The 21,381-nt window shown below is 66.2% G+C and carries 25 protein-coding genes and 1 tRNA gene; 10 read left to right on the top strand and 16 right to left on the bottom strand.

All coding sequences use genetic code 11. The features are described 5' to 3' along the window. Positions 1 to 39: 39 nt before the first annotated feature. Complete coding sequence (locus tag FIV34_RS01555) at positions 40 to 312, bottom strand: phosphopantetheine-binding protein (RefSeq protein WP_139978999.1); 273 nt, start codon at positions 310 to 312, stop codon at positions 40 to 42. A gap of 175 nt (positions 313 to 487) precedes the next feature. Here FIV34_RS01555 and FIV34_RS01550 point away from each other — a divergent pair, with 175 nt between their 5' ends. Beyond that, on the top strand, positions 488 to 1,480 hold the full coding sequence (locus tag FIV34_RS01550; RefSeq protein ID WP_246058721.1) for a chorismate transformation FkbO/Hyg5 family protein: 993 nt from the start codon (positions 488 to 490) through the stop codon (positions 1,478 to 1,480). Here the strand turns inward: FIV34_RS01550 and glmU are convergent. From glmU to queD, 12 genes are all read right to left on the bottom strand, one after another. Next, entirely contained in the window at positions 1,477 to 2,853 is a 1,377-nt protein-coding gene (gene glmU / locus FIV34_RS01545; protein ID WP_139978997.1) for a bifunctional UDP-N-acetylglucosamine diphosphorylase/glucosamine-1-phosphate N-acetyltransferase GlmU, read from the bottom strand. The genes FIV34_RS01550 and glmU overlap by 4 nt on opposite strands. A gap of 88 nt (positions 2,854 to 2,941) precedes the next feature. Continuing rightward, entirely contained in the window at positions 2,942 to 4,024 is a 1,083-nt protein-coding gene (locus tag FIV34_RS01540) for an AsmA family protein (protein WP_139978995.1), read from the bottom strand. A gap of 103 nt (positions 4,025 to 4,127) precedes the next feature. Then, the gene (locus FIV34_RS01535; RefSeq protein WP_139978993.1) at positions 4,128 to 4,553 is read right to left on the bottom strand and encodes a F0F1 ATP synthase subunit epsilon; all 426 of its coding nucleotides are present in this window, start codon (positions 4,551 to 4,553) and stop codon (positions 4,128 to 4,130) included. Between the two features lie 43 nt (positions 4,554 to 4,596). Continuing rightward, positions 4,597 to 6,009 carry a F0F1 ATP synthase subunit beta gene (gene atpD / locus FIV34_RS01530; RefSeq protein WP_139978990.1) on the bottom strand — a complete coding sequence of 471 codons (1,413 nt, stop codon included), beginning with the start codon at positions 6,007 to 6,009 and terminating at the stop codon, positions 4,597 to 4,599. A 71-nt stretch (positions 6,010 to 6,080) separates the two neighbouring features. Then, complete coding sequence (gene atpG / locus FIV34_RS01525; RefSeq protein WP_139978988.1) at positions 6,081 to 6,989, bottom strand: F0F1 ATP synthase subunit gamma; 909 nt, start codon at positions 6,987 to 6,989, stop codon at positions 6,081 to 6,083. Positions 6,990 to 7,063: 74 nt separating this feature from the next. Further along, the gene (gene atpA, locus FIV34_RS01520; RefSeq protein WP_139978986.1) at positions 7,064 to 8,614 is read right to left on the bottom strand and encodes a F0F1 ATP synthase subunit alpha; all 1,551 of its coding nucleotides are present in this window, start codon (positions 8,612 to 8,614) and stop codon (positions 7,064 to 7,066) included. 58 nt (positions 8,615 to 8,672) lie between these two features. Continuing rightward, positions 8,673 to 9,206: a F0F1 ATP synthase subunit delta gene (locus FIV34_RS01515; RefSeq protein WP_139978983.1), complete on the bottom strand. Its 534-nt coding sequence runs from the start codon at positions 9,204 to 9,206 to the stop codon at positions 8,673 to 8,675. Positions 9,207 to 9,208: 2 nt separating this feature from the next. Continuing rightward, entirely contained in the window at positions 9,209 to 9,679 is a 471-nt protein-coding gene (locus FIV34_RS01510) for a F0F1 ATP synthase subunit B (protein WP_139978981.1), read from the bottom strand. 81 nt (positions 9,680 to 9,760) lie between these two features. Next, positions 9,761 to 10,048, bottom strand: coding sequence for a F0F1 ATP synthase subunit C (atpE, locus tag FIV34_RS01505; RefSeq protein ID WP_139978979.1), 288 nt, complete (start codon positions 10,046 to 10,048; stop codon positions 9,761 to 9,763). 82 nt (positions 10,049 to 10,130) lie between these two features. Further along, positions 10,131 to 10,970 (bottom strand): F0F1 ATP synthase subunit A, encoded by an 840-nt coding sequence (atpB, locus tag FIV34_RS01500; protein ID WP_139978976.1) that lies wholly within the window; start codon positions 10,968 to 10,970, stop codon positions 10,131 to 10,133. Between the two features lie 3 nt (positions 10,971 to 10,973). Beyond that, positions 10,974 to 11,303 carry an ATP synthase subunit I gene (locus tag FIV34_RS01495; RefSeq protein ID WP_139978974.1) on the bottom strand — a complete coding sequence of 110 codons (330 nt, stop codon included), beginning with the start codon at positions 11,301 to 11,303 and terminating at the stop codon, positions 10,974 to 10,976. A 319-nt stretch (positions 11,304 to 11,622) separates the two neighbouring features. Next, on the bottom strand, positions 11,623 to 11,976 hold the full coding sequence (queD, locus tag FIV34_RS01490) for a 6-carboxytetrahydropterin synthase QueD (protein WP_139985593.1): 354 nt from the start codon (positions 11,974 to 11,976) through the stop codon (positions 11,623 to 11,625). Positions 11,977 to 12,188: 212 nt separating this feature from the next. Here queD and FIV34_RS21085 point away from each other — a divergent pair, with 212 nt between their 5' ends. Further along, on the top strand, positions 12,189 to 12,806 hold the full coding sequence (locus tag FIV34_RS21085; protein WP_211352691.1) for a response regulator transcription factor: 618 nt from the start codon (positions 12,189 to 12,191) through the stop codon (positions 12,804 to 12,806). Between the two features lie 60 nt (positions 12,807 to 12,866). Here FIV34_RS21085 and FIV34_RS01480 read toward each other — a convergent pair. After that, positions 12,867 to 12,943 (bottom strand) — tRNA-Met (locus FIV34_RS01480). Between the two features lie 140 nt (positions 12,944 to 13,083). Here FIV34_RS01480 and FIV34_RS01475 point away from each other — a divergent pair. The 8 genes from FIV34_RS01475 (at position 13,084) to FIV34_RS01440 (ending at position 18,130) form a co-directional block, all read left to right on the top strand. Beyond that, positions 13,084 to 13,635, top strand: a complete 552-nt coding sequence (locus FIV34_RS01475) for an RNA pyrophosphohydrolase (RefSeq protein ID WP_139978972.1) — start codon at positions 13,084 to 13,086, stop codon at positions 13,633 to 13,635. An 88-nt stretch (positions 13,636 to 13,723) separates the two neighbouring features. After that, positions 13,724 to 13,930, top strand: coding sequence for a (2Fe-2S)-binding protein (locus FIV34_RS01470; RefSeq protein ID WP_139978970.1), 207 nt, complete (start codon positions 13,724 to 13,726; stop codon positions 13,928 to 13,930). A gap of 102 nt (positions 13,931 to 14,032) precedes the next feature. Further along, the gene (bfr, locus tag FIV34_RS01465) at positions 14,033 to 14,515 is read left to right on the top strand and encodes a bacterioferritin (RefSeq protein WP_139978968.1); all 483 of its coding nucleotides are present in this window, start codon (positions 14,033 to 14,035) and stop codon (positions 14,513 to 14,515) included. A 120-nt stretch (positions 14,516 to 14,635) separates the two neighbouring features. Beyond that, complete coding sequence (locus FIV34_RS01460; RefSeq protein WP_139978966.1) at positions 14,636 to 15,385, top strand: DUF6776 family protein; 750 nt, start codon at positions 14,636 to 14,638, stop codon at positions 15,383 to 15,385. After that, a complete protein-coding gene (locus FIV34_RS01455; RefSeq protein WP_139978964.1) occupies positions 15,366 to 15,794 on the top strand; it encodes a bactofilin family protein in 429 nt (142 codons plus the stop codon). Before FIV34_RS01460 ends, FIV34_RS01455 begins: the two co-directional genes overlap by 20 nt. Positions 15,795 to 15,833: 39 nt before the next feature. Then, positions 15,834 to 16,217, top strand: a complete 384-nt coding sequence (gene erpA / locus FIV34_RS01450; RefSeq protein WP_246058720.1) for an iron-sulfur cluster insertion protein ErpA — start codon at positions 15,834 to 15,836, stop codon at positions 16,215 to 16,217. 13 nt (positions 16,218 to 16,230) lie between these two features. After that, positions 16,231 to 17,217, top strand: coding sequence for an NAD(+) diphosphatase (gene nudC, locus FIV34_RS01445; RefSeq protein ID WP_246058719.1), 987 nt, complete (start codon positions 16,231 to 16,233; stop codon positions 17,215 to 17,217). Between the two features lie 46 nt (positions 17,218 to 17,263). Further along, the gene (locus tag FIV34_RS01440; protein WP_139978962.1) at positions 17,264 to 18,130 is read left to right on the top strand and encodes a beta-lactamase induction protein; all 867 of its coding nucleotides are present in this window, start codon (positions 17,264 to 17,266) and stop codon (positions 18,128 to 18,130) included. 9 nt (positions 18,131 to 18,139) lie between these two features. Here the strand turns inward: FIV34_RS01440 and FIV34_RS01435 are convergent, their stop codons facing one another. Next, positions 18,140 to 20,014 carry an MFS transporter gene (locus FIV34_RS01435; RefSeq protein ID WP_139978959.1) on the bottom strand — a complete coding sequence of 625 codons (1,875 nt, stop codon included), beginning with the start codon at positions 20,012 to 20,014 and terminating at the stop codon, positions 18,140 to 18,142. Positions 20,015 to 20,062: 48 nt separating this feature from the next. Next, positions 20,063 to 21,346: a phosphoribosylamine--glycine ligase gene (gene purD / locus FIV34_RS01430; RefSeq protein ID WP_139978957.1), complete on the bottom strand. Its 1,284-nt coding sequence runs from the start codon at positions 21,344 to 21,346 to the stop codon at positions 20,063 to 20,065. Between the last annotated feature and the right edge of the window lie 35 nt (positions 21,347 to 21,381).

The following is a 21,381-nucleotide window of genomic DNA, read 5'->3' as shown; positions in this document are numbered from 1 at the left end:
TTGCCACGCCCTTGGGTTCAGCGTGGCCTGGACGGCGCGTCAGGCCGCCGCGCGATGCTGTTCGATGTGCTCGGACAGGGTGCGCAGGCTGGTGAAGATGGTGCGGTTGTCGGGGTTATCCGACTTCAGCTGGAAGCCATAGCGCTTCGACACCGCCAGGGCGATCTCCAGCGCGTCAATGGAATCCAGGCCCAGGTCGCCACCGAACAGCGGCGCTTCCGGGTCGATGTCCGCCGCCTTGACCGACTCCAGGTTCAGGCTGGTGACGATCAGTTCGGCCAATTCGTTTTGTGCTTCAGTCTGCGTTGCCATGGTGCTTTCAGGTCCCCGGATCAGTGCCTGCCTCCCCCCGGATGGCAGCGGCGGCGGAGTGTAACACAGGCCTTTTCAGACGCCCGGAGCGTACATTCAGCTGCGTGAAGACGCGGCCACGAATGGGTGGCGGCCGCAGGATATGATGGACCCCAGCGTCTTTACGGAAGCCTCGATGCGCCCAGCCAGTGACATGCGCGAGCACGCCCCGCTCGTCGCCCGCCCGTCGCCCACGGTGACTTACCGCGAACCGCCCACCGGGCCCCTGCCGCCGGGGACGCTGGCCGCGTTCGCCTTCGGCCGCGGTGCCGGCATGGCCCATGGCGACGACGCGCGCTGGCTGAACGTGGCCTTGGAGCCGCTGGGCGAGGGTCTGGTGGAAACGTGGACGGTGGACGGCGACGTCACGCACGGCCGCGAGGGTGACCTGCGCTGGTCGCGCGGTGGCGGCTGGCTCTATGCCGCCGTGGAGTGCCATGAGACGGATCACGGCGGCCCCGCAGGCGCCGCCGAATACGCCTATCGGTTGCTCTCCGCCTTTGTCGCGGCCGCCCCCGAGCGCCACGTGCAGCGCATCTGGAACTACCTCGGTGCGATCAACGCGGGCGCGGGCGACGACGAGCGCTACAAGCAATTCTGCAATGGCCGCATCGCGGGCATGGGCGAGGTCTTCGCCCAGGGCTTCCCCGCCGCCTCGGCGATCGGCCACCACGCCGACCAGGGCCTGCTGCAGGTGTACCTCCTGGCCACCACCCGCGAAGGCACCCGCGTGGAGAATCCGCGACAGGTGAGCGCCTGGCGTTATCCGCGCCAGTACGGTCGCACGCCGCCCAGCTTCGCGCGGGCCACCCTGCTGCCGGCCAACGACGTGCTGGCCATTTCCGGCACGGCGGCCGTGGTGGGCCACGCCTCGGCCCACGCGGGCGACCTCGGCGCGCAGCTGGCGGAGACGCGACGCAACCTCGATGCCCTGCTGGCCGAAGGTGGCCTGCCGGACGGCTTCGATGCACGTGCGCCCCTGAAAGCCTACGTCCGGCATCCCGGCGACGCCGGCGTGGTCCGCGACTTTGCCCGGGCCTGCTGGCCCGAGGCACCGCTGCTGGTGGTCCACGGCGATATCTGCCGCGAAGAGCTGCTCGTCGAAATCGACGGCTGGCGTTACCGCTAGCTCTTCTTCGTCGGCCGATGCCAGCCGTGGATCGTCGCCTGGCGCGCACGCGCGAGGCTCAGCTCGTGGGCCGGCGCATCGCGGGTAATCACCGAACCGGCACCGATCGTCGCGCCGGCGCCCAGGGTGACCGGGGCGACAAGTGAACTGTTCGAGCCCACGAAGACGCCGTCCTCGATGGTGGTTCGACTCTTGTTGACGCCGTCGTAGTTGCAGGTAATGGTGCCGGCGCCGATGTTCACCTTGCTGCCGATGACCGCATCGCCCAGGTACGAGAGATGGTTGGCCTTCGAGCCAGCGGCGATTTTGGCGTTCTTGGTTTCGACGAAGTTGCCGATGTGCACACCCTCGGCCAGCTCGGTGCCTGGGCGCAGCCGCGCGAAGGGGCCGATGGTGCACGGGCCGTGGGTCACGATGCCGTCGATATCGCAATGCGCGAGCACCACGGTGCCCGCGGCGAGCGTCGCGTTGCGCACGCGGGTGAACGGGCCGATGCGGACGTTATCGCCCAGCGACACCTCGCCTTCGAGAATCACGTTCACGTCGATCTCGACATCGTGGCCCGCCGTGACGGTGCCCCGTACATCAAGGCGGGCCGGATCGGCGATGCGCACGCCAGCCACGGCGAGCTGGCGCGCCATGCGCTCGCGATACATCGCTTCCAGGCCGGCAAGCTGCCACGGATCGTTCGCGCCCGACGCATCCACCGGGTCGCAATCGACACAGGCAGCGGGCGTGCCTTCGACGGCGGCCATCTCGAACACGTCGGTGAGGTAGTACTCGCCCTGCGCATTGCTGTTGCCCAGCTGCTGGGTCCACGCGAGCAGGCGCTGCGCGTCGCCCGCGACGATGCCGGTGTTGACCAGGTCGATCGCGCGCTGCGCCGCGCTCGCGTCCTTCTCCTCCACGATGTGGCGCACCCTGCCCTCGGCATCCAGCACCACGCGGCCGTAACCGGCGGGGTTTGCCAGGCGGGTGGCGAGCATGCCCAGGCCGGCGTCGGCGGCGACCAGCGTGGCCAGCACGCTGCTGCGGATGAGGGGCACGTCGCCGTAGAGCACCAGCACGCGGCCTTCCAGCAGACCCTTCGCCTGCAGCGCTTCCAGCGCCGTCCGTACAGCGTGGCCGGTACCGAGGCGCTCGCGCTGCTCGATCCAGCCCAGCGCTGTATCGGCCGAGAAGGCCTCACGCACCTGCTCACCGTTGTGGCCATAGACGACATGGACGCCGGCCGGTTTGAGCGCGCGCGCGGCGGCGATCACGTGGGCCAGCAGCGGCTGGCCGGCGAGGGGCATCAGCACCTTCGCGGACGTGGATTTCATGCGTTTGCCCTCGCCTGCGGCGAGGATCAGGACGTGCAACGGAGGGGACATGGGCGTGCCTGCCAGTTCATCAGGGCCGCACTGTCGCGCGTTTCGGGGCACCGTGCCAAGTACATCCTCCGCACTAACCGTGCGGCGTTCAGTCCTTGTCGTCGGCCGGACGCGGTGTCAGGTGCTCCAGGTTCGGCTTGTAAGCCTCGACGAACGCGTTATGCAGGATGCCGATGATGGCCTCGCTGACCGACATGTTCCGGCTATCGATCGTGCCGGAAATCGGTACGCGCGTGGCGAACTGGTCCTTCGACTGGTTCTTGAACACCTTGGTGACGCCCTCGGCCACGGCCTCGTACGCCAGCTTCAGCGGGTTCTTCTTTTCCTGCACCACGTCCTGCTTCCAGCTGAAGATTTTCAGGTCGTGGAAGATCGGCTTGGCGTACCCGTTCAGCTTTCGGTCCTTCGCCTGCAGCTCCATCACGAAGTCACCTTCCCCGCCGGCGAAATCGAGGCCCGAGTACGCACGGACCAGGTCGTTGGCGCGGACCAGCTTGATGTTGCGGACGGTCAGCTCGTAGCTGAAGTCGCCCGCTTCTTCCAGCGGATCGAACGACGCCTTAGCTTCCAGCGGCGCATCGCCGAGGATGTGCGCGGTGACATTCAGGTGGGCGACGCGCGCACCGCCTTCGCGCTGCACATTGGTCAGGTTGGTGGCCGTGCCGTTGACGTCGGTCATCTTCAGGTCGACCTTGGGGCTCGACACGAAGTTATGGAACGTCACCGTGCCGTTGATGACGTTCAGCTCATCAATGCGGGTCGGCACGATCAGGCGCAGCTGGGCACGCCAGTCCACGCCCTTGCCGGTCTGCGTGTCACCTTCGCCCTTGCCGTCGACGAAGTTGAGCGTCGGTTCGTAGAAATCGACCTTGCCGCGCAGATGGCCACGCGTCAGGGCACGCCAGCTCAGTGAGATGTCCGTCCGCCGCGCGTCGAACAGCGGCACGGGCACCTTGCCGTCCACCTTCGTGATGCGCAGGGCATCCAGCGAGTAGGCCCCACGCCACAGGTGGACATCGATGTCGTCGATGTGGCCTGAGTACGAGCCCATGTGGGCGAGGCGGCCGTTTAACTGGTTGAGGATGATCGTCGGCAGGGCCACGCGTGCGGCCAGGAGCACCACGGCGATGGCGAGGAGGATCCACAGGCTACGGCGGTATCGAACATGCATAACCGGCAGTGTGTCGTTCCCAAGGTCGTCACGGGATGAAGACAGCCAAGAAAAAACCCCGCCGGGGCGGGGTTTTTCCAGGTGCGGCGTGCGTGGCGGGCGCTTAGTGCTTCAGCGTCTTGCGCATCCGCTCCAGGGCCTGCAGCTGGGCCAGGGCCTCGGCCAGCTTGGCCTGGGCCTCGGCGACGTCGAGCTGCTCGCCGCGGTTGGCCAGGGCCGCTTCCGCCTCGTCCTTCGCCTTCAGGGCCGCGGCCTCGTCCAGGTCGGCCGCGCGGGCGGCCGTGTCGGCGAGGATCGTGACCACCTGCGGCTGCACCTCGAGGATGCCGCCGGAGACGTAGAACTGCTGGCGGTCGCCGTTCACGCCGACCACGTCCACGTGGCCCGGCTTCAGGCGGGTGATGAGCGGCGCGTGGCGCGGCGCGATGCCCAGCTCGCCAAGCTCACCGGTGGCGACCACGAGCGTGGCTTCACCGGAGAAGATCTCGGCTTCGGCGCTGACGATGTCGACGCGGATGGTATGGGTCATGGGCTTCTATCCAGTGCGTGGGGGAAAGGGGCGATGAAGGCGCTTACGCGGCCTTCTTCGCACCCATCTCCTCACCCTTCTTGATGGCTTCGTCGATGCTGCCGACCATGTAGAAGGCCTGTTCCGGCAGGTAGTCGAGGTCGCCGTCGAGGATCATCTTGAAGCCGCGGATGGTTTCCTTCAGCGGCACGTACTTGCCCGGCGAACCCGTGAACACTTCGGCCACGTGGAACGGCTGCGAGAAGAAGCGCTCGATCTTGCGGGCGCGCGACACGGCGGCCTTGTCTTCCGGCGAGAGCTCGTCCATGCCCAGGATCGCGATGATGTCCTTCAGCTCCTTGTAGCGCTGCAGGGTGCCCTGGACGCGACGAGCGATGTCGTAGTGTTCCTGGCCGATCACCGAGGCGTCGAGCTGGCGGCTGCTGGAAGCCAGCGGATCCACGGCCGGGTAGATACCCAGCGAGGCGATGTCACGGCTCAGGGTCACCGTCGCATCAAGATGCGCGAAGGTGGTGGCCGGCGACGGATCGGTAAGGTCATCCGCGGGCACGTACACGGCCTGGATCGAGGTGATCGAACCGGTCTTGGTCGAGGTGATGCGCTCCTGCAGGACGCCCATTTCCTCGGCCAGCGTCGGCTGGTAACCCACGGCCGACGGCATGCGGCCGAGCAGCGCGGACACTTCGGTACCGGCCAGCGTGTAGCGGTAGATGTTGTCGACGAAGAGCAGCACGTCCTTGCCCTTGCCCGACTCGTCCTTCTCGTCGCGGAAGTACTCAGCCATGGTCAGGCCGGTGAGTGCGACGCGCAGGCGGTTGCCCGGCGGCTCGTTCATCTGGCCGTACACCATCGCGACCTTATCAAGGACGTTGGAGTCCTTCATCTCGTGATAGAAGTCGTTGCCTTCACGGGTACGCTCACCCACGCCGGCGAACACGGACAGACCCGAGTGCGCCTTGGCGATGTTGTTGATGAGCTCCATCATGTTCACCGTCTTGCCGACGCCGGCGCCGCCGAACAGGCCGACCTTGCCGCCCTTGGCGAACGGGCACATCAGGTCGATGACCTTGATGCCGGTTTCCAGCAGTTCGTTCGCGGCAGCCTGCTCGTCGTACGACGGGGCTTCGCGGTGGATGACCCACTGTTCCTTCTCGCCGATCGGGCCGGCTTCGTCGATCGGGTTGCCGAGCACGTCCATGATGCGGCCGAGCGTGGCGGTACCGACCGGCACCTTGATGCCTTCACCGGTGTTGCGGGCGATCAGGTTGCGGCGCAGGCCATCGGTGGAACCGAGCGCAATCGTGCGCACGATGCCGTCACCGAGCTGCTGCTGCACTTCGAGGGTGATCTCGGTGCCGTCGACCTTCAGTGCGTCATAGACCTGCGGTACCTGGTCGCGCGGGAATTCGACGTCGACGACCGCGCCGATGATCTGAACAACTTTACCCTGGCTCATGGATGTGCTCCGGATGAATCTTCTTTAGGTTCTGTAGCGGCGCCGCTTTCGCGTCGCCTTCGCTTGTTCGATTAAACCGCGGCGGCGCCGCCGACGATTTCCGAGATTTCCTGGGTAATCGCTGCCTGGCGGGCCTTGTTGTAGACCAGCGTCAGCTCACCGATGACCTTGTTGGCGTTGTCCGACGCGGCCTTCATGGCCACCATGCGCGCAGCGTGTTCGCTGGCCAGGTTCTCCAGGGCCGCCTGGTACACCACCGATTCGATGTAGCGCGTCATCAGGTGCTCGAGGACGGTGCGTGCATCGGGTTCGTAGATGTAATCCCAGTCGTGGGTCTGCTCGACCTTCACGCCTTCGGAGGCCGCGCCTTCGGCGTTCTCGAGCTCCTTGGCCACCAGCGTCACCGGCAGCAGGGCTTCGATGGTCGGCTTCTGCACGATCGTGTTCACGAAGTCGTTGTAGACCAGGAAGACGCGATCGAGCTTGTTGTCGCCGTACGCATCGAGGACGACCTTGATCACGCCGATCAGGTCCTCGAGCTTCGGCTTCTCGCCCAGGTGCGTGGCCGAGCCGATCAGGTTCACGCCCTTGATGCGGCGGAAGAACTGCACGGCCTTCTGGCCCACGGCGACGACATCGATCTCCGCGCCCTTGTCCTGCCATTCGCGGATGGTGGTCAGCGTGCGGCGGAACAGGTTGGAGTTGAGGCCGCCGGCGAGGCCGCGGTCCGTCGACACCACGATGAAGCCCACGCGCGCGACGTTCTCGCGCTCGGTGAGGAACGGATGGGTGAAGTCGGTGCTTGCCTGCGCGACGTGCGCGATGACCTTGCGCATCAGGCGTGCGTAAGGACGCGAGGCCTTCATCAGGTCCTGCGCCTTGCGGATCTTCGATGCCGAGACCATTTCGAGCGCGCGCGTCACCTTGCGCATGTTCTGCGTGCTCTTGATCTTGGTTTTGATTTCGCGGCCGCTAGCCATGGCTTACTCGTCTTTGAAAGGTGGCGCCAGCTCGCGGGACGGGCGTTTTCGCCAGCGTCCCGCGCGTTTCGCTCTTACCAGCTACCGGTCTTCTTGAACTCGTCGGCGGCGGCCTTGAAGGTCGCCTCGATGTCCTTGTCCCAGTCACCGGTCTGGTCGATCTTCGCCATCAGGTCGCCGTGGTTCTGGCGCATGAAGGCGTGCAGGCCCTTCTCGAAAGGCAGCACCTTGTTGACCGGCAGGTCGTCGAGGTAGCCCTTCTCGGCCGCATAGACCGACACGCCGAGCTCGGCGATCGACAGCGGGGCGTACTGCGCCTGCTTCATCAGTTCGGTCACGCGCTGGCCACGATCCAGCTGGGCGCGGGTGGCCGCATCCAGGTCCGAAGCGAACTGCGCGAACGCAGCCAGCTCACGGTACTGGGCGAGGGCCAGCTTCACGCCGCCGGACAGCTTCTTGATGATCTTGGTCTGGGCGGCACCACCGACGCGCGACACCGAGATACCGGCGTTGACGGGCGGACGGATACCGGCGTTGAACAGATCGGTCTCGAGGAAGATCTGGCCGTCGGTAATCGAGATCACGTTGGTCGGGACGAACGCCGAAACGTCACCCGCCTGCGTCTCGATGATCGGCAGCGCGGTGAGCGAGCCGGTCTTGCCCTTCACTTCGCCGTTGGTCATCTTCTCGACGTACTCGGCGCTGACGCGCGAAGCACGCTCAAGCAGGCGCGAGTGGAGATAGAACACGTCGCCCGGATAGGCTTCGCGGCCCGGCGGACGCTTCAGCAGCAGCGAGATCTGGCGGTACGCCACGGCCTGCTTGGAGAGGTCGTCGTACACGATCAGCGCGTCTTCACCGCGGTCGCGGAAGTACTCGCCCATGGCGCAGCCGGAATACGGCGCGACGTACTGCAGGGCGGCCGCTTCGGAAGCCGAGGCGACGACGACGATGGTGTTGGCCAGCGCGCCGTTCTCTTCGAGCTTGCGCACGACGTTGGCGATCGAGCTGCGCTTCTGGCCGATGGCGACGTAGATGCACTTAATGCCCGAGTGCTTCTGGTTGATGATCGCGTCGATCGCGACGGCGGTCTTGCCCGTCTGGCGGTCGCCGATGATCAGTTCGCGCTGGCCGCGGCCGATCGGGATCATCGAATCGATGGACTTGTAGCCCGTCTGCATCGGCTGGTCGACCGACTGGCGCCAGATGACGCCCGGGGCCACCTTCTCGACCGGGCTGGTGCCCACGGCGTCGATCGGGCCCTTGCCGTCGATCGGGTTACCCAGCGCGTCGACGACGCGGCCGAGCAGGCCCGGGCCGACCGGCACTTCGAGGATGCGGCCGGTGGTCTTGGCGGCATCGCCTTCGCGCAGGTGCTGGTATTCACCGAGCACCACGGCGCCGACCGAGTCGCGCTCGAGGTTCAGTGCCAGGGCGAAGGTGTTGTTCGGCAGTTCGATCATTTCGCCCTGCATCACATCGGCCAGGCCGTGGATGCGCACGATGCCGTCGGACACGCTGATGATCGTGCCTTCGTTGCGTGCCTCGGCACCGAGCTTGAACTGCTCGATGCGGGACTTGATCAGCTCGCTGATCTCAGACGGATTCAGAGTGGTGCTGGACATGGTCGGTTCCTTGGGTTGCGCCGCTCTCACGGCACCCGGTGGTATGAGAAGCTCGTAATCAGTGCGTCAGCACGCCGGCCAGCCGCTGCAGGCGGCCGCGCGCCGAACCGTCGATGACCTGCTCGCCCGTGTCGATGACGACACCGCCAAGCAACGCCGCATCGACGTGCGTATCCAGTTCGATCTCGCGCTTGAAGCGGCGCTTCAGCGAGGCGCGCAGCTGTTCAGCCTGTGCGGTGTCGAGATCCAGTGCGCTCGTGACCTTGACCTTCAGGGTCGACTCCGACTCACGCTTGTAGTCGTCGTAGAGCGCGGCGATTTCCGGCAACAGCGCCATGCGGCCGTTTTCCGCCAGTTCCGCGAGGAAATGGGCGAACGGCGCATCGGCGGCCATGCCGGGGGGCAGGTGCAGCGCGACCAGCTGGGCCGGCAGCACGCGAGGATCGTTACCGAGGCCGGCAATGCGCGGATCGGCCGCGACAGCCGCGGCGAAATCCAGCGCCGCCAGCCAGTCGGCAAGCGAACCCGACGCGTGCGCCACTTCGAAAGCGGCGCGCGCGTAGGGACGGGCGAGGGTGAGCGCCTGGGCCATGATCAGATCTCGGCAGCGAGCTGGTCGAGCAGGGCCTTGTGGGCCGCCGGGTCGATCTCGCGCTGCACGATCTTCTCGGCACCCTGGACAGCCAGCGCGCCAACCTGCTCGCGCAGCTGCTCACGGGCACGCTGGGCCATCGACGCGATCTCGTCCTGGGCCTGGGCCTTCAGACGGTTGATCTCGCTGGTGGCTTCGGCGCGAGCCTTCTCGAGGATCTGGTTGCCCTGCTGCTGGGCCTTGTCGATGATCTCGGTAGCCTGCAGGCGAGCCTGCTTGATCTCGACGGCGACCTTGGCGTCGGCATCCTTGAGCTCGGCGCGCGCGCGCTCCGCGGCGGCCAGACCCTCGGCCACCTTCTTCTGGCGCTCTTCAATGGCACCGTTGAGCTGGGGCCAGATGAACTTGGTGGTGAACCAGACCAGGATCGCAAAAGAGATCATCTGGCCCAGGAAGGTCATGTTAATTTCCATGATCTCTCCGAAGACTCCGAACGCTTGGGTACTGACGATCGCCGTGGCCCCAGGGGCCACGGCGACAAGACGAACGGCTGATTAGCCGCCGACGGCGGCGCGCACGACACCGACCAGCGGGTTCGAGAACGCGAACAGCAGGGCGACGGCGAGGCCGATGATGAATGCCGCGTCGATCAGGCCGGCGAGCAGGAACATGCGGCCCTGGAGCAGCGGGACCAGTTCCGGCTGGCGAGCAGCCGACTCAAGGAACTTCGAGCCCATGATGGCGATACCGAGGCAGGCGCCGAGCGCACCGAGGCCGATGATCACGCCGATGGCGATGGCGGTCATGCCCTGGACGTGGGCGAGAAGCGATGCGAGTTCCATGGTGTTCTCCTGGGATATACAAATAACGAAAGGTTGGAAACGAAACGATTAAAAACTGAGTTTTTAGCGTCGGGGCGGTGAGTTAGTGATGTTCCCGCGCCGTGGCGATGTAGACGATCGTCAGCATCATGAAGATGAACGCCTGGAGGGCGATGATCAGGATGTGGAAGATCGCCCAGGCCGTGTTGAACACGACGCCAGGCACGAAGCTGATCCAGCTCACCATCAGACCGGCAATCAGCATGAACACCAGTTCGCCGCCGTACATGTTGCCGAACAGTCGCATCGCGAGCGACACAGGCTTCGACAGGGTTTCGACGACGTTGAGAAGGAAATTCGGGATGACCAGGACGAGCTTGGCGATCGGGTTCTCGGCATGGAACGGAGCGGTGAGCAGCTCCTTGCCGAAACCGAAGCCGCCCTTGGCCTTGATGCCGTGGCCGATGACGATGAACAGCACGGCGACCGACAGGCCGACGGTGGTGTTGATGTCGGCGGTGGGCACCATGCGGAAATAGGTGTGATGCGCGGCTTCCGCACCACCGAAGGTGTGCACCAGCCAGCCGGCGAGATCCACCGGGAGCAGATCCATCGCGTTCATGAGGAACACCCACATGAAGATGGACAGCGCCAGCGGCGTCACCGTGCGACGGTCACCGTGGAAGGTGTCCTTCACCTGGGTGTCGACGAACTCGATGGCGAGCTCGACCAGGGCCTGGCCCTTGGACGGCACCCCGGAGGTCGCCTTGCGCGCAAACAGCCAGAACCACAGGCAGAACACCACGCCCAGGCCAAACGAGACCAGGAGGGAGTCGGCACGGAGGTTCCAGAACCAGAAATGATCGGCGCTGAAATTCACCGTCATGTGGTTCAGGTGATGCTGGATGTATTCGGTCAGACCGCCCTGCGGTTCGCTAGCCATGCCTCAACCCTTGAATCTGAATGCAAATACGTTGACCGCGTAAGCCGCCACCAGGCCGACCAGTGTCGGCAAGGGTGGCAGCTTCCATTGAACCAGAATGAGCAGCAGCCCCCCGATAAGAATGATCCAGCGAAGGATCATGCCGACGAGGAACCGCATGAACGTTGCCCCTGCTCCCCCCAGCGCGCTGAACGCTCGCGCGGCAAGCAGCGCGGTAGCGAAAGCGACGATCAGGGCACCTGCAAATGCGCCCAGACCGGCGGCGCGCCCTTGCAGGCAGAAAGCGAGCCCCGCAACCACAGCCACCGCCAGCTGCGTGAATACCACGCGCATGGCTAGGTGACGACCGGCTGCAAGACTGTTGAGCAACGCGAGGCTCCCGTGGTTTCGCTCGAAGGCGGCACCTGCTGGTTCAACGGGCCACGGTTTAATCTGGAAAAGTATACCAGTGCCCTAAACAACCGGACAAGCGACGAAAGTGCATAAGCACCCGCCGGCGCGACGATCCGTCGCGTCGCTGGCGAGGAGCCGGCGGCCATTGCGGTCGCTCGACGCATTCCCGTTGCGATCCCCGTCGGGGAAACGGGAAGGTGCCGGAGTGTAGACCCGCCTGCTGCAGGGCAGCAACCATAATTTGTTGCGATGACAGCTTTCAGGCCGTGTATTCGGCGCCGGAAGTGCAGGTTTCGTGCACTACCACCTTGCAGAGCAACGGCACGTCCGGCCGCAGGTGCTCGAAGATCCAGCGGGCCAGGCTCTCGCTGGTCGGGTTCTCCAGCCCCTCGATGTCGTTGAGGTAGTGATGGTCCAGGCGGTCGTACAGCGGCAGGAAGCGCGCCTTGAGGTCGCCGAAGTCCATCACCCAGCCGAACACCGGGTCCACCGGGCCCTCGACGTGGAGCTCCACGCGGAACGAATGGCCGTGCAGGCGCGAGCACTTGTGCCCCTCGGGCACGTTCGGCAGGCGGTGGGCCGCCTCGATGTTGAAGGTCTTGAAGATACGCATGGGCATGAAAGTTTTACCGTGACTACGCCTAGTGTAGCGGAGCGGCCAAACCTGACCGCCCGCAAGGACCCTTCACGACCCAGTCCACACTTTGGCCGATCCGGGCGCCGGGTTCATGGACTTTTCATGGCTGGACGGTTGCAGTGGTAACTAGATAGGCGGTGCGAGGGGGTGGCCGCCAACGGGCAACGGGTTCACCGAAGGAGGCATCCATGTGCCTTGGCCATGAGTCCATCGACCAGCCGCAGCCCTGCGCGCTGGCCGAAGGAGTATTTTCCGCCCTGCCCTGGCCCTGCGTGGTCTGGCCGGGCTCAGGGGGTCGCGCCGTGATGGTGAATGCGGCATTCCGGCGCGAGTTCGGCATCGGGCGGGGCCGCGCAGGGCCCGGCTGGCTGGAAAACCACCTTTCACCCACGGACCAGCCCGACGAATTCGTCTTCCGCGACCCGCACGCCGCGCCGCGACGGTACCGGGTGACCCGGCAGACGCTCGACCTCGCCCCCACGCCCTTCCAGGCCATCTTCCTCGTGCCGCTGGGCGACGAACCCGAGCCGGCCGGCGCCGAGCCCGAAGCGGGCGCCCTCACCTGCCTCCCACCCGGCGTCACCCTGACCCCGCGCGAATCCCAGGTGCTGGACGGGATCATGCGCGGCAAGCTCAACAAGGTGATCGCCAGCGAGCTGAAGATCAGCCCGAAGACCGTGGAACTGCACCGTTCCAACCTGATGGCCAAGCTGCGCGTGCACAACGTGGTGGAATTGGCCCGCGTGGTGCTGGATACACCGCCGCGCCACGAGGAGACAGCCGAAGCGCCACACGCGGGGCCCTGAGGCGTTCGCACAGGCAAAGAAAAAGCCGCCCAGGTCACCCGGGGCGGCTTTTCTTTTTCCTGGTGGCTAGAGGCGGGCTCGAACCGCCGACCTCAGCATTATGAGTGCCGCGCTCTGACCAGCTGAGCTACCTAGCCATGAAACCTGGTCTTCCGCGGGCTGGCCGCGAAGGCCGGGCAGTTTAATCGGGGCTGGCTCGCTATTCAAGAGGCGCCTTGAAGCGACTTCTCGCGCTGTGGTTGAATCGACCCTAACGCGAAACCTTCGCGGAGGACGAATGATCGACGCAGATGGCTATCGACCGAACGTGGGGATCGTCCTCCTCAACGGTGACGGCCGCCTGTTCTGGGCGCGCCGGGTGAACCGGGATGGCTGGCAGTTCCCCCAGGGCGGCATGCGCAGCGACGAAACCCCGCTGGAAGCGATGTACCGCGAGCTGGAGGAAGAGACCGGCCTGAAGGCGCAGCACGTCGAAGTGCTGGCGGAGACCCGTGGCTGGCTGAAATACCGCCTGCCCAGCCGCTTCGTGCGCCACCACCAGCGGCCCACCTGCATCGGCCAGAAGCAGGTCTGGTTCCTCCTGCGGCTTACCGGCGGCGAGAGCGAGCTGCGCCTGGACGCCTGCGAAAAGCCCGAGTTCGACCTCTGGCGCTGGGTGGATTTCTGGTACCCGGCCAACCACGTGGTCAACTTCAAGCGCCAGGTGTACGAACGCGCCCTGCGCCAGTTCGCCCCCACCGTCGAGACCGTGTGCTGCGTCGAAGTCGGCACCTGCCCCCAGCAGGCCGAACTGCTCCGACTGGCCCGGGAAGCCGCCGGCCAGGGCTGACCCGGCTCCGAGGGGCCGCCTGGAAGCTGAACGATCTTCACAATCGCGCAGTTGACAATCGTTCGCATTCGCGTTCGAATTCGCACCCATGTACATCTGCATGTGCAATGCCGTTACCGATCACGCCATCCGCCGCCTTGCGGCCGAGGGCGTGGAAACCTTTGCCGAGCTCCAGGCCCGCACGGGCTGCTCGGATTGCTGCGGCGCCTGCGAGCCCGAAGCCCGCCAGTGCCTCCGCGAAGCGGTCGCCGATGCGCGCTCGCCGCTGCTGACGTTCCTGCCCGCCACGGCCTGACCCGCCCGCGTCCAACGCGGACGCAAACCGTCTTCATTCTCGTTACGTCATCGCCTTTTGTGGCGACGTATAGTCGTGCCCTGAATCTCAGGGAGACGCGACATGAAGGGCGACGCGAAAGTTATCGAATTCCTCAACAAGGTGCTCTACAACGAGCTGGCCGCCATCAACCAGTACTTCCTGCATTACAGGATGTTCAAGGACTGGGGCTACAACGAGCTGGCCAAGCACGAGTACGAAGAGTCCATCGAGGAAATGAAGCACGCGGACAAGCTCATCGAGCGCATCCTGTTCCTCGACGGCCTGCCGAACCTGCAGCACCTGGGCAAGCTGCGCATCGGCGAGAACGTGGTCGAAGCCCTGCAGGGCGACCTGGACCTCGAGATGATTGCCACGAAGGACCTGCGCGAGGCGATTGCCTACAGCGAAGGCATCCACGATTTCGTCAGCCGCGACCTGTTCAAGTTCATCCTTGGCCAGGAAGAAGAGCACATCGACTGGCTGGAAACCCAGTTCAGCCTGATCGCCGACATCGGCCCCGAGCGCTACATGCTCAGCAAGGTCGGCTCGCTCGACAAGCACTGATCCCGCGAAGGGCCGCCGCAAGGCGGCCTTTTTTCGTTGGGGTGTGCCCGGGTTCCTTGACCATTCTGAAACCGAAGGGCTATACCATCGCCCTTTCACGTTTCTTGCACGGAACCCGCCATGGCGCCACGCCACCCGCCACGCCTTGTCGTGCGCTCGCACGACGCGGGGCGCGAGCGCCGTACCCGGCTGCTGATCGGCGCGGGCTGGCTCGCCAGCGTGGCCCTGGCCGCGGGCCTGGCCTGGGTCCTGGCGCCCACGCACGCACGCCATCCAGGCGCCCTCGCAGCTAGCCCGGGCCAGGCGCCGGCGGATGTCGAGGAACTGCGCCAGACCGTGGCAAACCTCCAGCGCGCCAGCCAGGTGGCGGATATCGCCACGAAAGAGCTCAAGAAGAACCTTGCCGAGCGCGACGAGGAAATCAGCGGCCTGCGTACCGACCTCGCGTTCTACTCGCGGCTGGTCGGCGGCAATGGCCAGCGTGACGGGCTGAAGATCCAGGGCGCCCGGGTTACCGCCGTCGCGGGCATGCCCAACGCCTGGAACCTCGTCGTCACCCTCACCCAGAACGCCCGTCGCGGCGACACGGTGAAGGGCGATCTGAAAGTCGCCGTCGAGGGCATCCAGGGCAACAAGGTCACCACGCTGGAGGGGCCGGCGCTGGGCCAGTCCGCGGCATCCACCGGCGTCGCCTTCTCTTTCAAGTACTTCCAGCAGGTCCAGGCCAGCTTTACCGTGCCCACGGGGTTCAAGCCCACCCGCCTGCGCTTCAGTGCCAGCGCCGACGGTGGTGACGCCACCACCACCACGGTCGCCTGGGCCGATGCCACCCGAACCGACGAGGTCACCGATGTTCAGCAGCAACCGTAAGTCTTCCGCCCCCACCGCAGGCGCGGCAGCGACCAGCCTGGTGGCCCGCGGCGCCACCGTCCGCGGCGACATCCACTTTTCAGGCGCCCTGCACCTGGACGGCACCGTGGAAGGCTCGATCCACGCGGATCCCGGCAGCGAAGGCGTGCTCACCATCAGTGAGACGGGCCGCGTGGTCGGCCGCATCGAGGTGCCGCATGCCGTGGTCAACGGGGGCGTCACCGGCGATATCCACATCGCGGAGCGCCTCGAACTCGCCCCGCAGGCCCGGATCGAAGGTGACGTCCATTACCAGGTGCTGGAAATGGCCGCGGGCGCCCAGGTCAACGGCAAGATGATCCACCGGGGGCCGGTCACGGTGCGCCAGCTGGCCCAGCAGGCGATCGATGCGGCACCGGCCCTGACTTAAAGGCTTGACCTGCCAGCGATCGGCGCCATTATGGTCAGCATGAATAACCCATTCCCCATGGCCCCGACCGGCGCACCGGATTACCGGTCGGCCGGCACGCCGGTGGTCTTCACCGAAGCCGCTGCCCGCAAGGTGCACGAGCTGATCGAAGAGGAAGGCAACCCCGGCCTCAAGCTCCGCGTATACATCAGCGGTGGCGGTTGCTCCGGCTTCCAGTACGGCTTCACCTTCGACGAGGAGCAGGCCGAGGATGACCTCGCCGTCTCGCGCGAGGGTGTCACGCTGGTGGTCGATCCGCTGTCCCTGCAGTACCTCACCGGCGCGGAAATCGACTACGCCGAATCGTTCAGCGGTTCGCAGTTCGTCATCCGCAACCCCAACGCGAAGACGACCTGCGGCTGCGGTTCGTCCTTCAGCGCCTGACCGGCACCGCCGCGTGAGCGTCGAGCAGGAGCGCGACAAGGCCGCCGCCTCACGCGCCCGGGAAAATGTCTTCGCCGGCATCGCGATCGACCGGATGGCCGAACGCCGCGACGATCGCCTGTGGGTTGAGGAAACCGAGCGCGCGCCGGACACGCGCTTCCTGGTCCTGGACACCGAAGGCCAGGCCTTCGTCACCGCCGACGCCGACGCGCCGCAGTGGATGTCACCGGCGATGCGCGACGAGCGCTTCGGCGACGTGCGCTCCACGCTGCTGGGCCTGGCCGATGGCCGCGCGTGGTTCACGCTGGTGCTCGACGAAGCACACGCCGAACTGTTCGCCAGCATGACCGGCGCACGCCGCATGTCGCTGCGCGATGCGGGGCTGTTGTTCGACGCCTTCGACGCCGGCCTGTTCGCTTTCGCCAAGGGCGTCACCCATTGGCAGCGGCAGACGCGCTTCTGCACGCTGTGCGGTTCGCCCACCGTGGTGGTCGCCGCGGGCCATCGCGTCCAGTGCACGAATCCGGATGGGGCGCACCTGCACTTCCCGCGCACCGATGCCGCGATCATCGTCATCGTCGAACACGGCGATGCGTGCCTGCTCGGCCGCCAGCGCGGTTGGCCGGCGGGGCGCTATTCCACGCTGGCCGGCTTCATCGAACCCGGCGAATCGCTGGAAGACGCGGTGAAGCGCGAAGTGCGCGAGGAATCCGGCGTCGAAGTACTGCACGCCACGTACCACTCGTCGCAACCGTGGCCGCTCCCCGCCTCGCTCATGGTCGGCTTCACCGCCGTGGCGAAGAGCCGCGAGATCCGCCTGCGCGATGACGAACTCGAAGATGCGCGCTGGTTCACGGTGGATGACCTCGTGAACGGCATGGCGTCGGGCACCCTCGGTGTGCCACCACCGCTTTCCGTGTCGTATCGCCTCATTGAGCACTGGCTCGCCCTACGCGGCGTCAGCCTCGCCGAAATGGTCGCAAGCGCGCCCAAGGCCTGAGGCTTCGCCTACAATCGGCCTAACATCCTGTTAGTTGCCGCACGCCATGGCCTTACGACTGCTCGCTGTCCTCATTGCCCTCGTCATTGCCTGGAGCGTGCCGCAGCTCGCGCGCTGGCGTGACGAGCGCTGGTTTCGCGGCTGGGTAAGCCGCCTGGCCGACACCTCCGGCCCGGGCCGCGTCGCCATCGTCCTGCTCGTGCCGGTGGTGGCCTGCGCCATCATCGCCGGCATCCTGCGGGCCCTGCCCTTCTTCGACCTGGCCTGGCTGATCTTCGCCGTGCTGGTGCTGGTGTACACGCTGGGCCCCCGTGAAATCGAAGCCGACATCGACGCCATCGTGCGCGCGCCGGATACGCTGCGCCGCGATGAGGCCGTCAACGCGCTGCGCATGGACGCCGAGCCGCTGGCCTGGTTCGCACCCACGCTGGTCGAGGCCACGTTCTACGCCGCGTTGCGCCGCCGCTTCGGCGTCCTGCTGTGGTTCTTCCTGCTGGGCCCCGCGGGCGCCCTGGGCTACCGGCTGGCACAGACGCTGGGCCGCGACGCCTCGCTGGCCCTGGATGCCGCGACACGCACCGCCGCACAGCGCCTGGCCGATGCGCTCGACTGGCTCCCCGCACACCTGATGGTGTTCGCGATGGCGCTGGTCTCGGACTTCGATGCCGTCATGGGTGCGTGGAAAGCCTGGCACCACCAGTCGGGCAGCCCGCGCTCACGCCTGGAGCCGGATTTCCTCGGCGCCGTGGCACGCGCCGGCGTGGATGCCGATGTCGAAGCCGGCGACGGCTACGCCCACGACGTGAGCGACCCGATCGCCGAACTCGAGGATGCGCGCCGCGTCATCCGCCGCGTCCTCGTGGTGTGGCTGGCCGTCATCGCCGTCATCGTGCTGGCAGCGTGGTTCGCCTGACGACCTCCGTCAGGCCTTGTCGCCGCGAAGCTCGCTGACCCGGGCTTCGAGCACCGATGCGCTGGCCGCCCCCGCAGGCAGCGCGGCACCACCCACCAGTTCAACCCGCGACCAGAAGCGTCGCGGCAGCCGTGCACGGCGCAGTGCACCGTCACGCCGGCTGAAGATGCTGCCCCACATGCCGCGCAGGGCCAGCGGCACCACCGGTAGCGGCCGGCGCGCCAGGATGCGGTCGATGCCCGGGCGGAACGCCTGGATCGCGCCGTCGCTGGTGAGCCCGCCCTCCGGGAAGATGCACACCACTTCGCCCGCGGCGAGCGCGGCATCGATCACCTCGAAAGCCTTTTCCATCAGCGCCGGATCTTCGTTGCGGCCGGCGATGGGAATCGCCTTTGCCGTGCGGAAGATGAAGTTCAGCACAGGGATGTTGAAGATCTTGTAGTACATGACGAAGCGCATGGGGCGCCGCACGCAGGCCATCAGGATCAGCGGATCCATGAAACTTACGTGGTTGCACACCACCACGGCGGCACCTTCGTCCGGCACGTTCTTCAGCCCGTCCACGCGCACGCGGTACAGCGTGTTCACTAGCACCCAGGTGATGAAGCGCATCATGAACTCGGGCACGAGCGTGAAGATGTACACAGCCACCGCGATGTTCACCACGCCGGTGACCAGGAAAATCGTCGGCGTATCCAGGCCCGCCGCCGTCAGCCCGATGCCGAAGCCCGACGCGATGCAGATGAGCAGCGCGTTGACGATGTTGTTACCGGCGATGATGCGCGACAGCCGCTCGCGCGGCGCCCGGCTCTGCACGAAGGCAAACAGCGGCACGACATAGAAACCGGCAAACGCACCGATCAGGGTGAGGTCCATCGCCGCGCGCCACGCACCCGGCACGCTGAGGAAGGCATCCCAGGACAACGAGGCGCCAGCGACCACCGCGGGGCGGGCGAAGTACAGGTCGATGGCGAAGACGGTGAGCCCGAACGCACCCATCGGCACGAGGCCGATTTCCACGCGCTTGCGCGAGAGCTTTTCGCACAGCAGCGAGCCGATGCCCGTGCCCAGCGAGAACAGCGTCAGCACCAGCGTATTCACCGAGCCGTCGCCACCGAGCACGTGGCGCGTGTAGTTCGGCAGCTGCGCGATCATCACGGTGCCGAAGAACCAGAACCACGAAATGCCGAGCACTGCGTTGAAGACAGCGCGGTCTTCGTGCGTGAGCTTGAGCACGCGCCAGGTTTCGGAGAACGGATTCCAGTTGAAGCGGAGGTCCGGCGCGGTGGCCGGCGCGATAGGAATGCGCCGCGACACGAAGTAACCGGTGACCGCGATGGCGATGGTGGCCAGCGACGCGGCCAGCGTGCCGTAACCGGCGATCAGCATCAGCGAGTTGCCGACGATCATGCCGATGAGCATGGCCAGCTGCGTACCCGTCTCCACCAGCGCGTTGCCACCGACCAGCTCGCTGCGCTCCAGCGCCTGCGGCAGGATCGAGTACTTGATCGGGCCGAACACCGTGGAGTGCACGCCCATCAGGAACAGCACGACCAGGAGCAGCGACACGTGGTGGGTGTAGAAGCCGACCGCCGCGATGCCCATGGCAGCGATCTCGAACAGCTTCACGAAGCGGATGATGCGTGTTTTCTCAAACTTCTCGGCGAGCTGCCCTGCCGTGGCGGAGAACAGGAAGTACGGCAGGATGAACAGCGCCGGCGCCAGGTTCGTGTAAAGCGATACCTGGCTGTCGGGCAAGGCCATCTGGAAGGCCACCAGCATGACCATCGCGTTGCGAAACGCGTTGTCATTGAAGGCGCCCAGGGCCTGGGTCCAGAAAAACGGCGCGAAACGCCGTTTGCCGAGAAGGGAAAACTGAGACATTCCGTTGGCTATCCTGTCGGTGTCGCCGCAGTGTAGCCGAGCGGTTGTTTATCCGCGCGAGAAGGCCCGGTGGGCAATATCGTGGCGGAAGAACGCATCGGCAAACGTCACCCTTTCGAGCGCGGCGTAGGCGTGCGCCCGGGCCTGGGCGAGGTCGTCGCCGAGGGCGCATACGGTCAGCACGCGCCCACCGGCCGTCACGGCGCGGCCTTCGGCATCGGTGGTGGTGCCGGCGTGGAACACCTTCACGTCCGGGCCGTAGTCGCCGTTGGCGCCACGAATGACATCACCCGCGCGCACCTTGCCGGGATAGCCACCCGCGGCAAGCACCACGCCCAGCGACGGGCGCGGATCCCACTGGGCCTGCACGCGGCCGACGTCGCCGTCGAGCGCCGCTTCCACCAGGTCGACGAGGTCCGACTGCAGGCGCAGCATGATCGGCTGGGTTTCCGGATCGCCAAAGCGGACATTGAACTCGATGACCTTGGCCGCACCGGCCTTGTCGATCATCAGGCCGGCGTAGAGAAAACCGGTGAACGGTGCGCCGTCCGCCGCCATGCCGGCGAGCGTCGGCTCGATGATCTCGCGCATGACCCGCGCCGAGACCTCGTCGGTGACCACCGGTGCCGGTGAGTACGCGCCCATGCCACCGGTGTTCGGGCCCTTGTCGCCGTCGTCGCGGCGCTTGTGGTCCTGGCTGGTGGCCATGGGCAGCGCGCGCTTGCCGTCGGCGATGACGATGAAGCTGGCTTCTTCGCCATCGAGGAATTCTTCGATCACCACGCGCGACGAGGCGTCGCCGAAGGCCTTGTCGCCAAGCATGTCGTTGAGCGCCGCTTCCGCTTCGGACAGCGACATGGCGACGACCACGCCCTTGCCCGCCGCCAGGCCGTCGGCCTTGATGACGATGGGCGCGCCCGTCTGGCGCACGTGGGCGAGCGCCGGCTCGAGGTCGGTGAACACGGCATAGTGCGCGGTCGGGATGGCGTGGCGCGCCAGGAAATCCTTGGCGAAGGCCTTGCTGCCTTCGAGCTGGGCCGCCGCGGCGCGCGGGCCGAAGCAGCGCAGGCCCTCGGCCGTGAAACGGTCGACTACGCCGGCGACCAGCGGTACTTCGGGGCCCACGACGGTGAGGCCGACGCCTTCTGCCTTCGCCAGCGCGACGAGGCCGTCGATATCGGTTACCGCGACGTTCGCGTTGCGAAGGCCCGGCTCCAGTGCCGTGCCGGCGTTGCCCGGGGCCACGATCACCTCGTCGACGCGCGGCGACTGGCCGAGTTTCCAGGCCAGGGCGTGCTCGCGGCCGCCGCTACCGATGACGAGGACTTTCATGGGGATCTCCGGTTCGTGGACCGGCGATTGTAACC

Source organism: Luteibacter pinisoli, from assembly GCF_006385595.1.
Classification (GTDB): domain Bacteria; phylum Pseudomonadota; class Gammaproteobacteria; order Xanthomonadales; family Rhodanobacteraceae; genus Luteibacter; species Luteibacter pinisoli.
This window is presented reverse-complemented; position numbering and strand designations above follow the sequence as displayed.

What these genes read in the sequence shown, in the direction of transcription:
- FIV34_RS01555 (WP_139978999.1), bottom strand. Translation starts at nt 312, where the DNA reads ATGGCAACGCAGACTGAAGCACAAAACGAATTGGCCGAACTGATCGTC.
- FIV34_RS01550 (WP_246058721.1), top strand. Translation starts at nt 488, where the DNA reads ATGCGCCCAGCCAGTGACATGCGCGAGCACGCCCCGCTCGTCGCCCGC.
- glmU (WP_139978997.1), bottom strand. Translation starts at nt 2,853, where the DNA reads ATGTCCCCTCCGTTGCACGTCCTGATCCTCGCCGCAGGCGAGGGCAAA.
- FIV34_RS01540 (WP_139978995.1), bottom strand. Translation starts at nt 4,024, where the DNA reads ATGCATGTTCGATACCGCCGTAGCCTGTGGATCCTCCTCGCCATCGCC.
- FIV34_RS01535 (WP_139978993.1), bottom strand. Translation starts at nt 4,553, where the DNA reads ATGACCCATACCATCCGCGTCGACATCGTCAGCGCCGAAGCCGAGATC.
- atpD (WP_139978990.1), bottom strand. Translation starts at nt 6,009, where the DNA reads ATGAGCCAGGGTAAAGTTGTTCAGATCATCGGCGCGGTCGTCGACGTC.
- atpG (WP_139978988.1), bottom strand. Translation starts at nt 6,989, where the DNA reads ATGGCTAGCGGCCGCGAAATCAAAACCAAGATCAAGAGCACGCAGAAC.
- atpA (WP_139978986.1), bottom strand. Translation starts at nt 8,614, where the DNA reads ATGTCCAGCACCACTCTGAATCCGTCTGAGATCAGCGAGCTGATCAAG.
- FIV34_RS01515 (WP_139978983.1), bottom strand. Translation starts at nt 9,206, where the DNA reads ATGGCCCAGGCGCTCACCCTCGCCCGTCCCTACGCGCGCGCCGCTTTC.
- FIV34_RS01510 (WP_139978981.1), bottom strand. Translation starts at nt 9,679, where the DNA reads ATGGAAATTAACATGACCTTCCTGGGCCAGATGATCTCTTTTGCGATC.
- atpE (WP_139978979.1), bottom strand. Translation starts at nt 10,048, where the DNA reads ATGGAACTCGCATCGCTTCTCGCCCACGTCCAGGGCATGACCGCCATC.
- atpB (WP_139978976.1), bottom strand. Translation starts at nt 10,970, where the DNA reads ATGGCTAGCGAACCGCAGGGCGGTCTGACCGAATACATCCAGCATCAC.
- FIV34_RS01495 (WP_139978974.1), bottom strand. Translation starts at nt 11,303, where the DNA reads ATGCGCGTGGTATTCACGCAGCTGGCGGTGGCTGTGGTTGCGGGGCTC.
- queD (WP_139985593.1), bottom strand. Translation starts at nt 11,976, where the DNA reads ATGCGTATCTTCAAGACCTTCAACATCGAGGCGGCCCACCGCCTGCCG.
- FIV34_RS21085 (WP_211352691.1), top strand. Translation starts at nt 12,189, where the DNA reads ATGTGCCTTGGCCATGAGTCCATCGACCAGCCGCAGCCCTGCGCGCTG.
- FIV34_RS01475 (WP_139978972.1), top strand. Translation starts at nt 13,084, where the DNA reads ATGATCGACGCAGATGGCTATCGACCGAACGTGGGGATCGTCCTCCTC.
- FIV34_RS01470 (WP_139978970.1), top strand. Translation starts at nt 13,724, where the DNA reads ATGTACATCTGCATGTGCAATGCCGTTACCGATCACGCCATCCGCCGC.
- bfr (WP_139978968.1), top strand. Translation starts at nt 14,033, where the DNA reads ATGAAGGGCGACGCGAAAGTTATCGAATTCCTCAACAAGGTGCTCTAC.
- FIV34_RS01460 (WP_139978966.1), top strand. Translation starts at nt 14,636, where the DNA reads ATGGCGCCACGCCACCCGCCACGCCTTGTCGTGCGCTCGCACGACGCG.
- FIV34_RS01455 (WP_139978964.1), top strand. Translation starts at nt 15,366, where the DNA reads ATGTTCAGCAGCAACCGTAAGTCTTCCGCCCCCACCGCAGGCGCGGCA.
- erpA (WP_246058720.1), top strand. Translation starts at nt 15,834, where the DNA reads ATGAATAACCCATTCCCCATGGCCCCGACCGGCGCACCGGATTACCGG.
- FIV34_RS01440 (WP_139978962.1), top strand. Translation starts at nt 17,264, where the DNA reads ATGGCCTTACGACTGCTCGCTGTCCTCATTGCCCTCGTCATTGCCTGG.
- FIV34_RS01435 (WP_139978959.1), bottom strand. Translation starts at nt 20,014, where the DNA reads ATGTCTCAGTTTTCCCTTCTCGGCAAACGGCGTTTCGCGCCGTTTTTC.
- purD (WP_139978957.1), bottom strand. Translation starts at nt 21,346, where the DNA reads ATGAAAGTCCTCGTCATCGGTAGCGGCGGCCGCGAGCACGCCCTGGCC.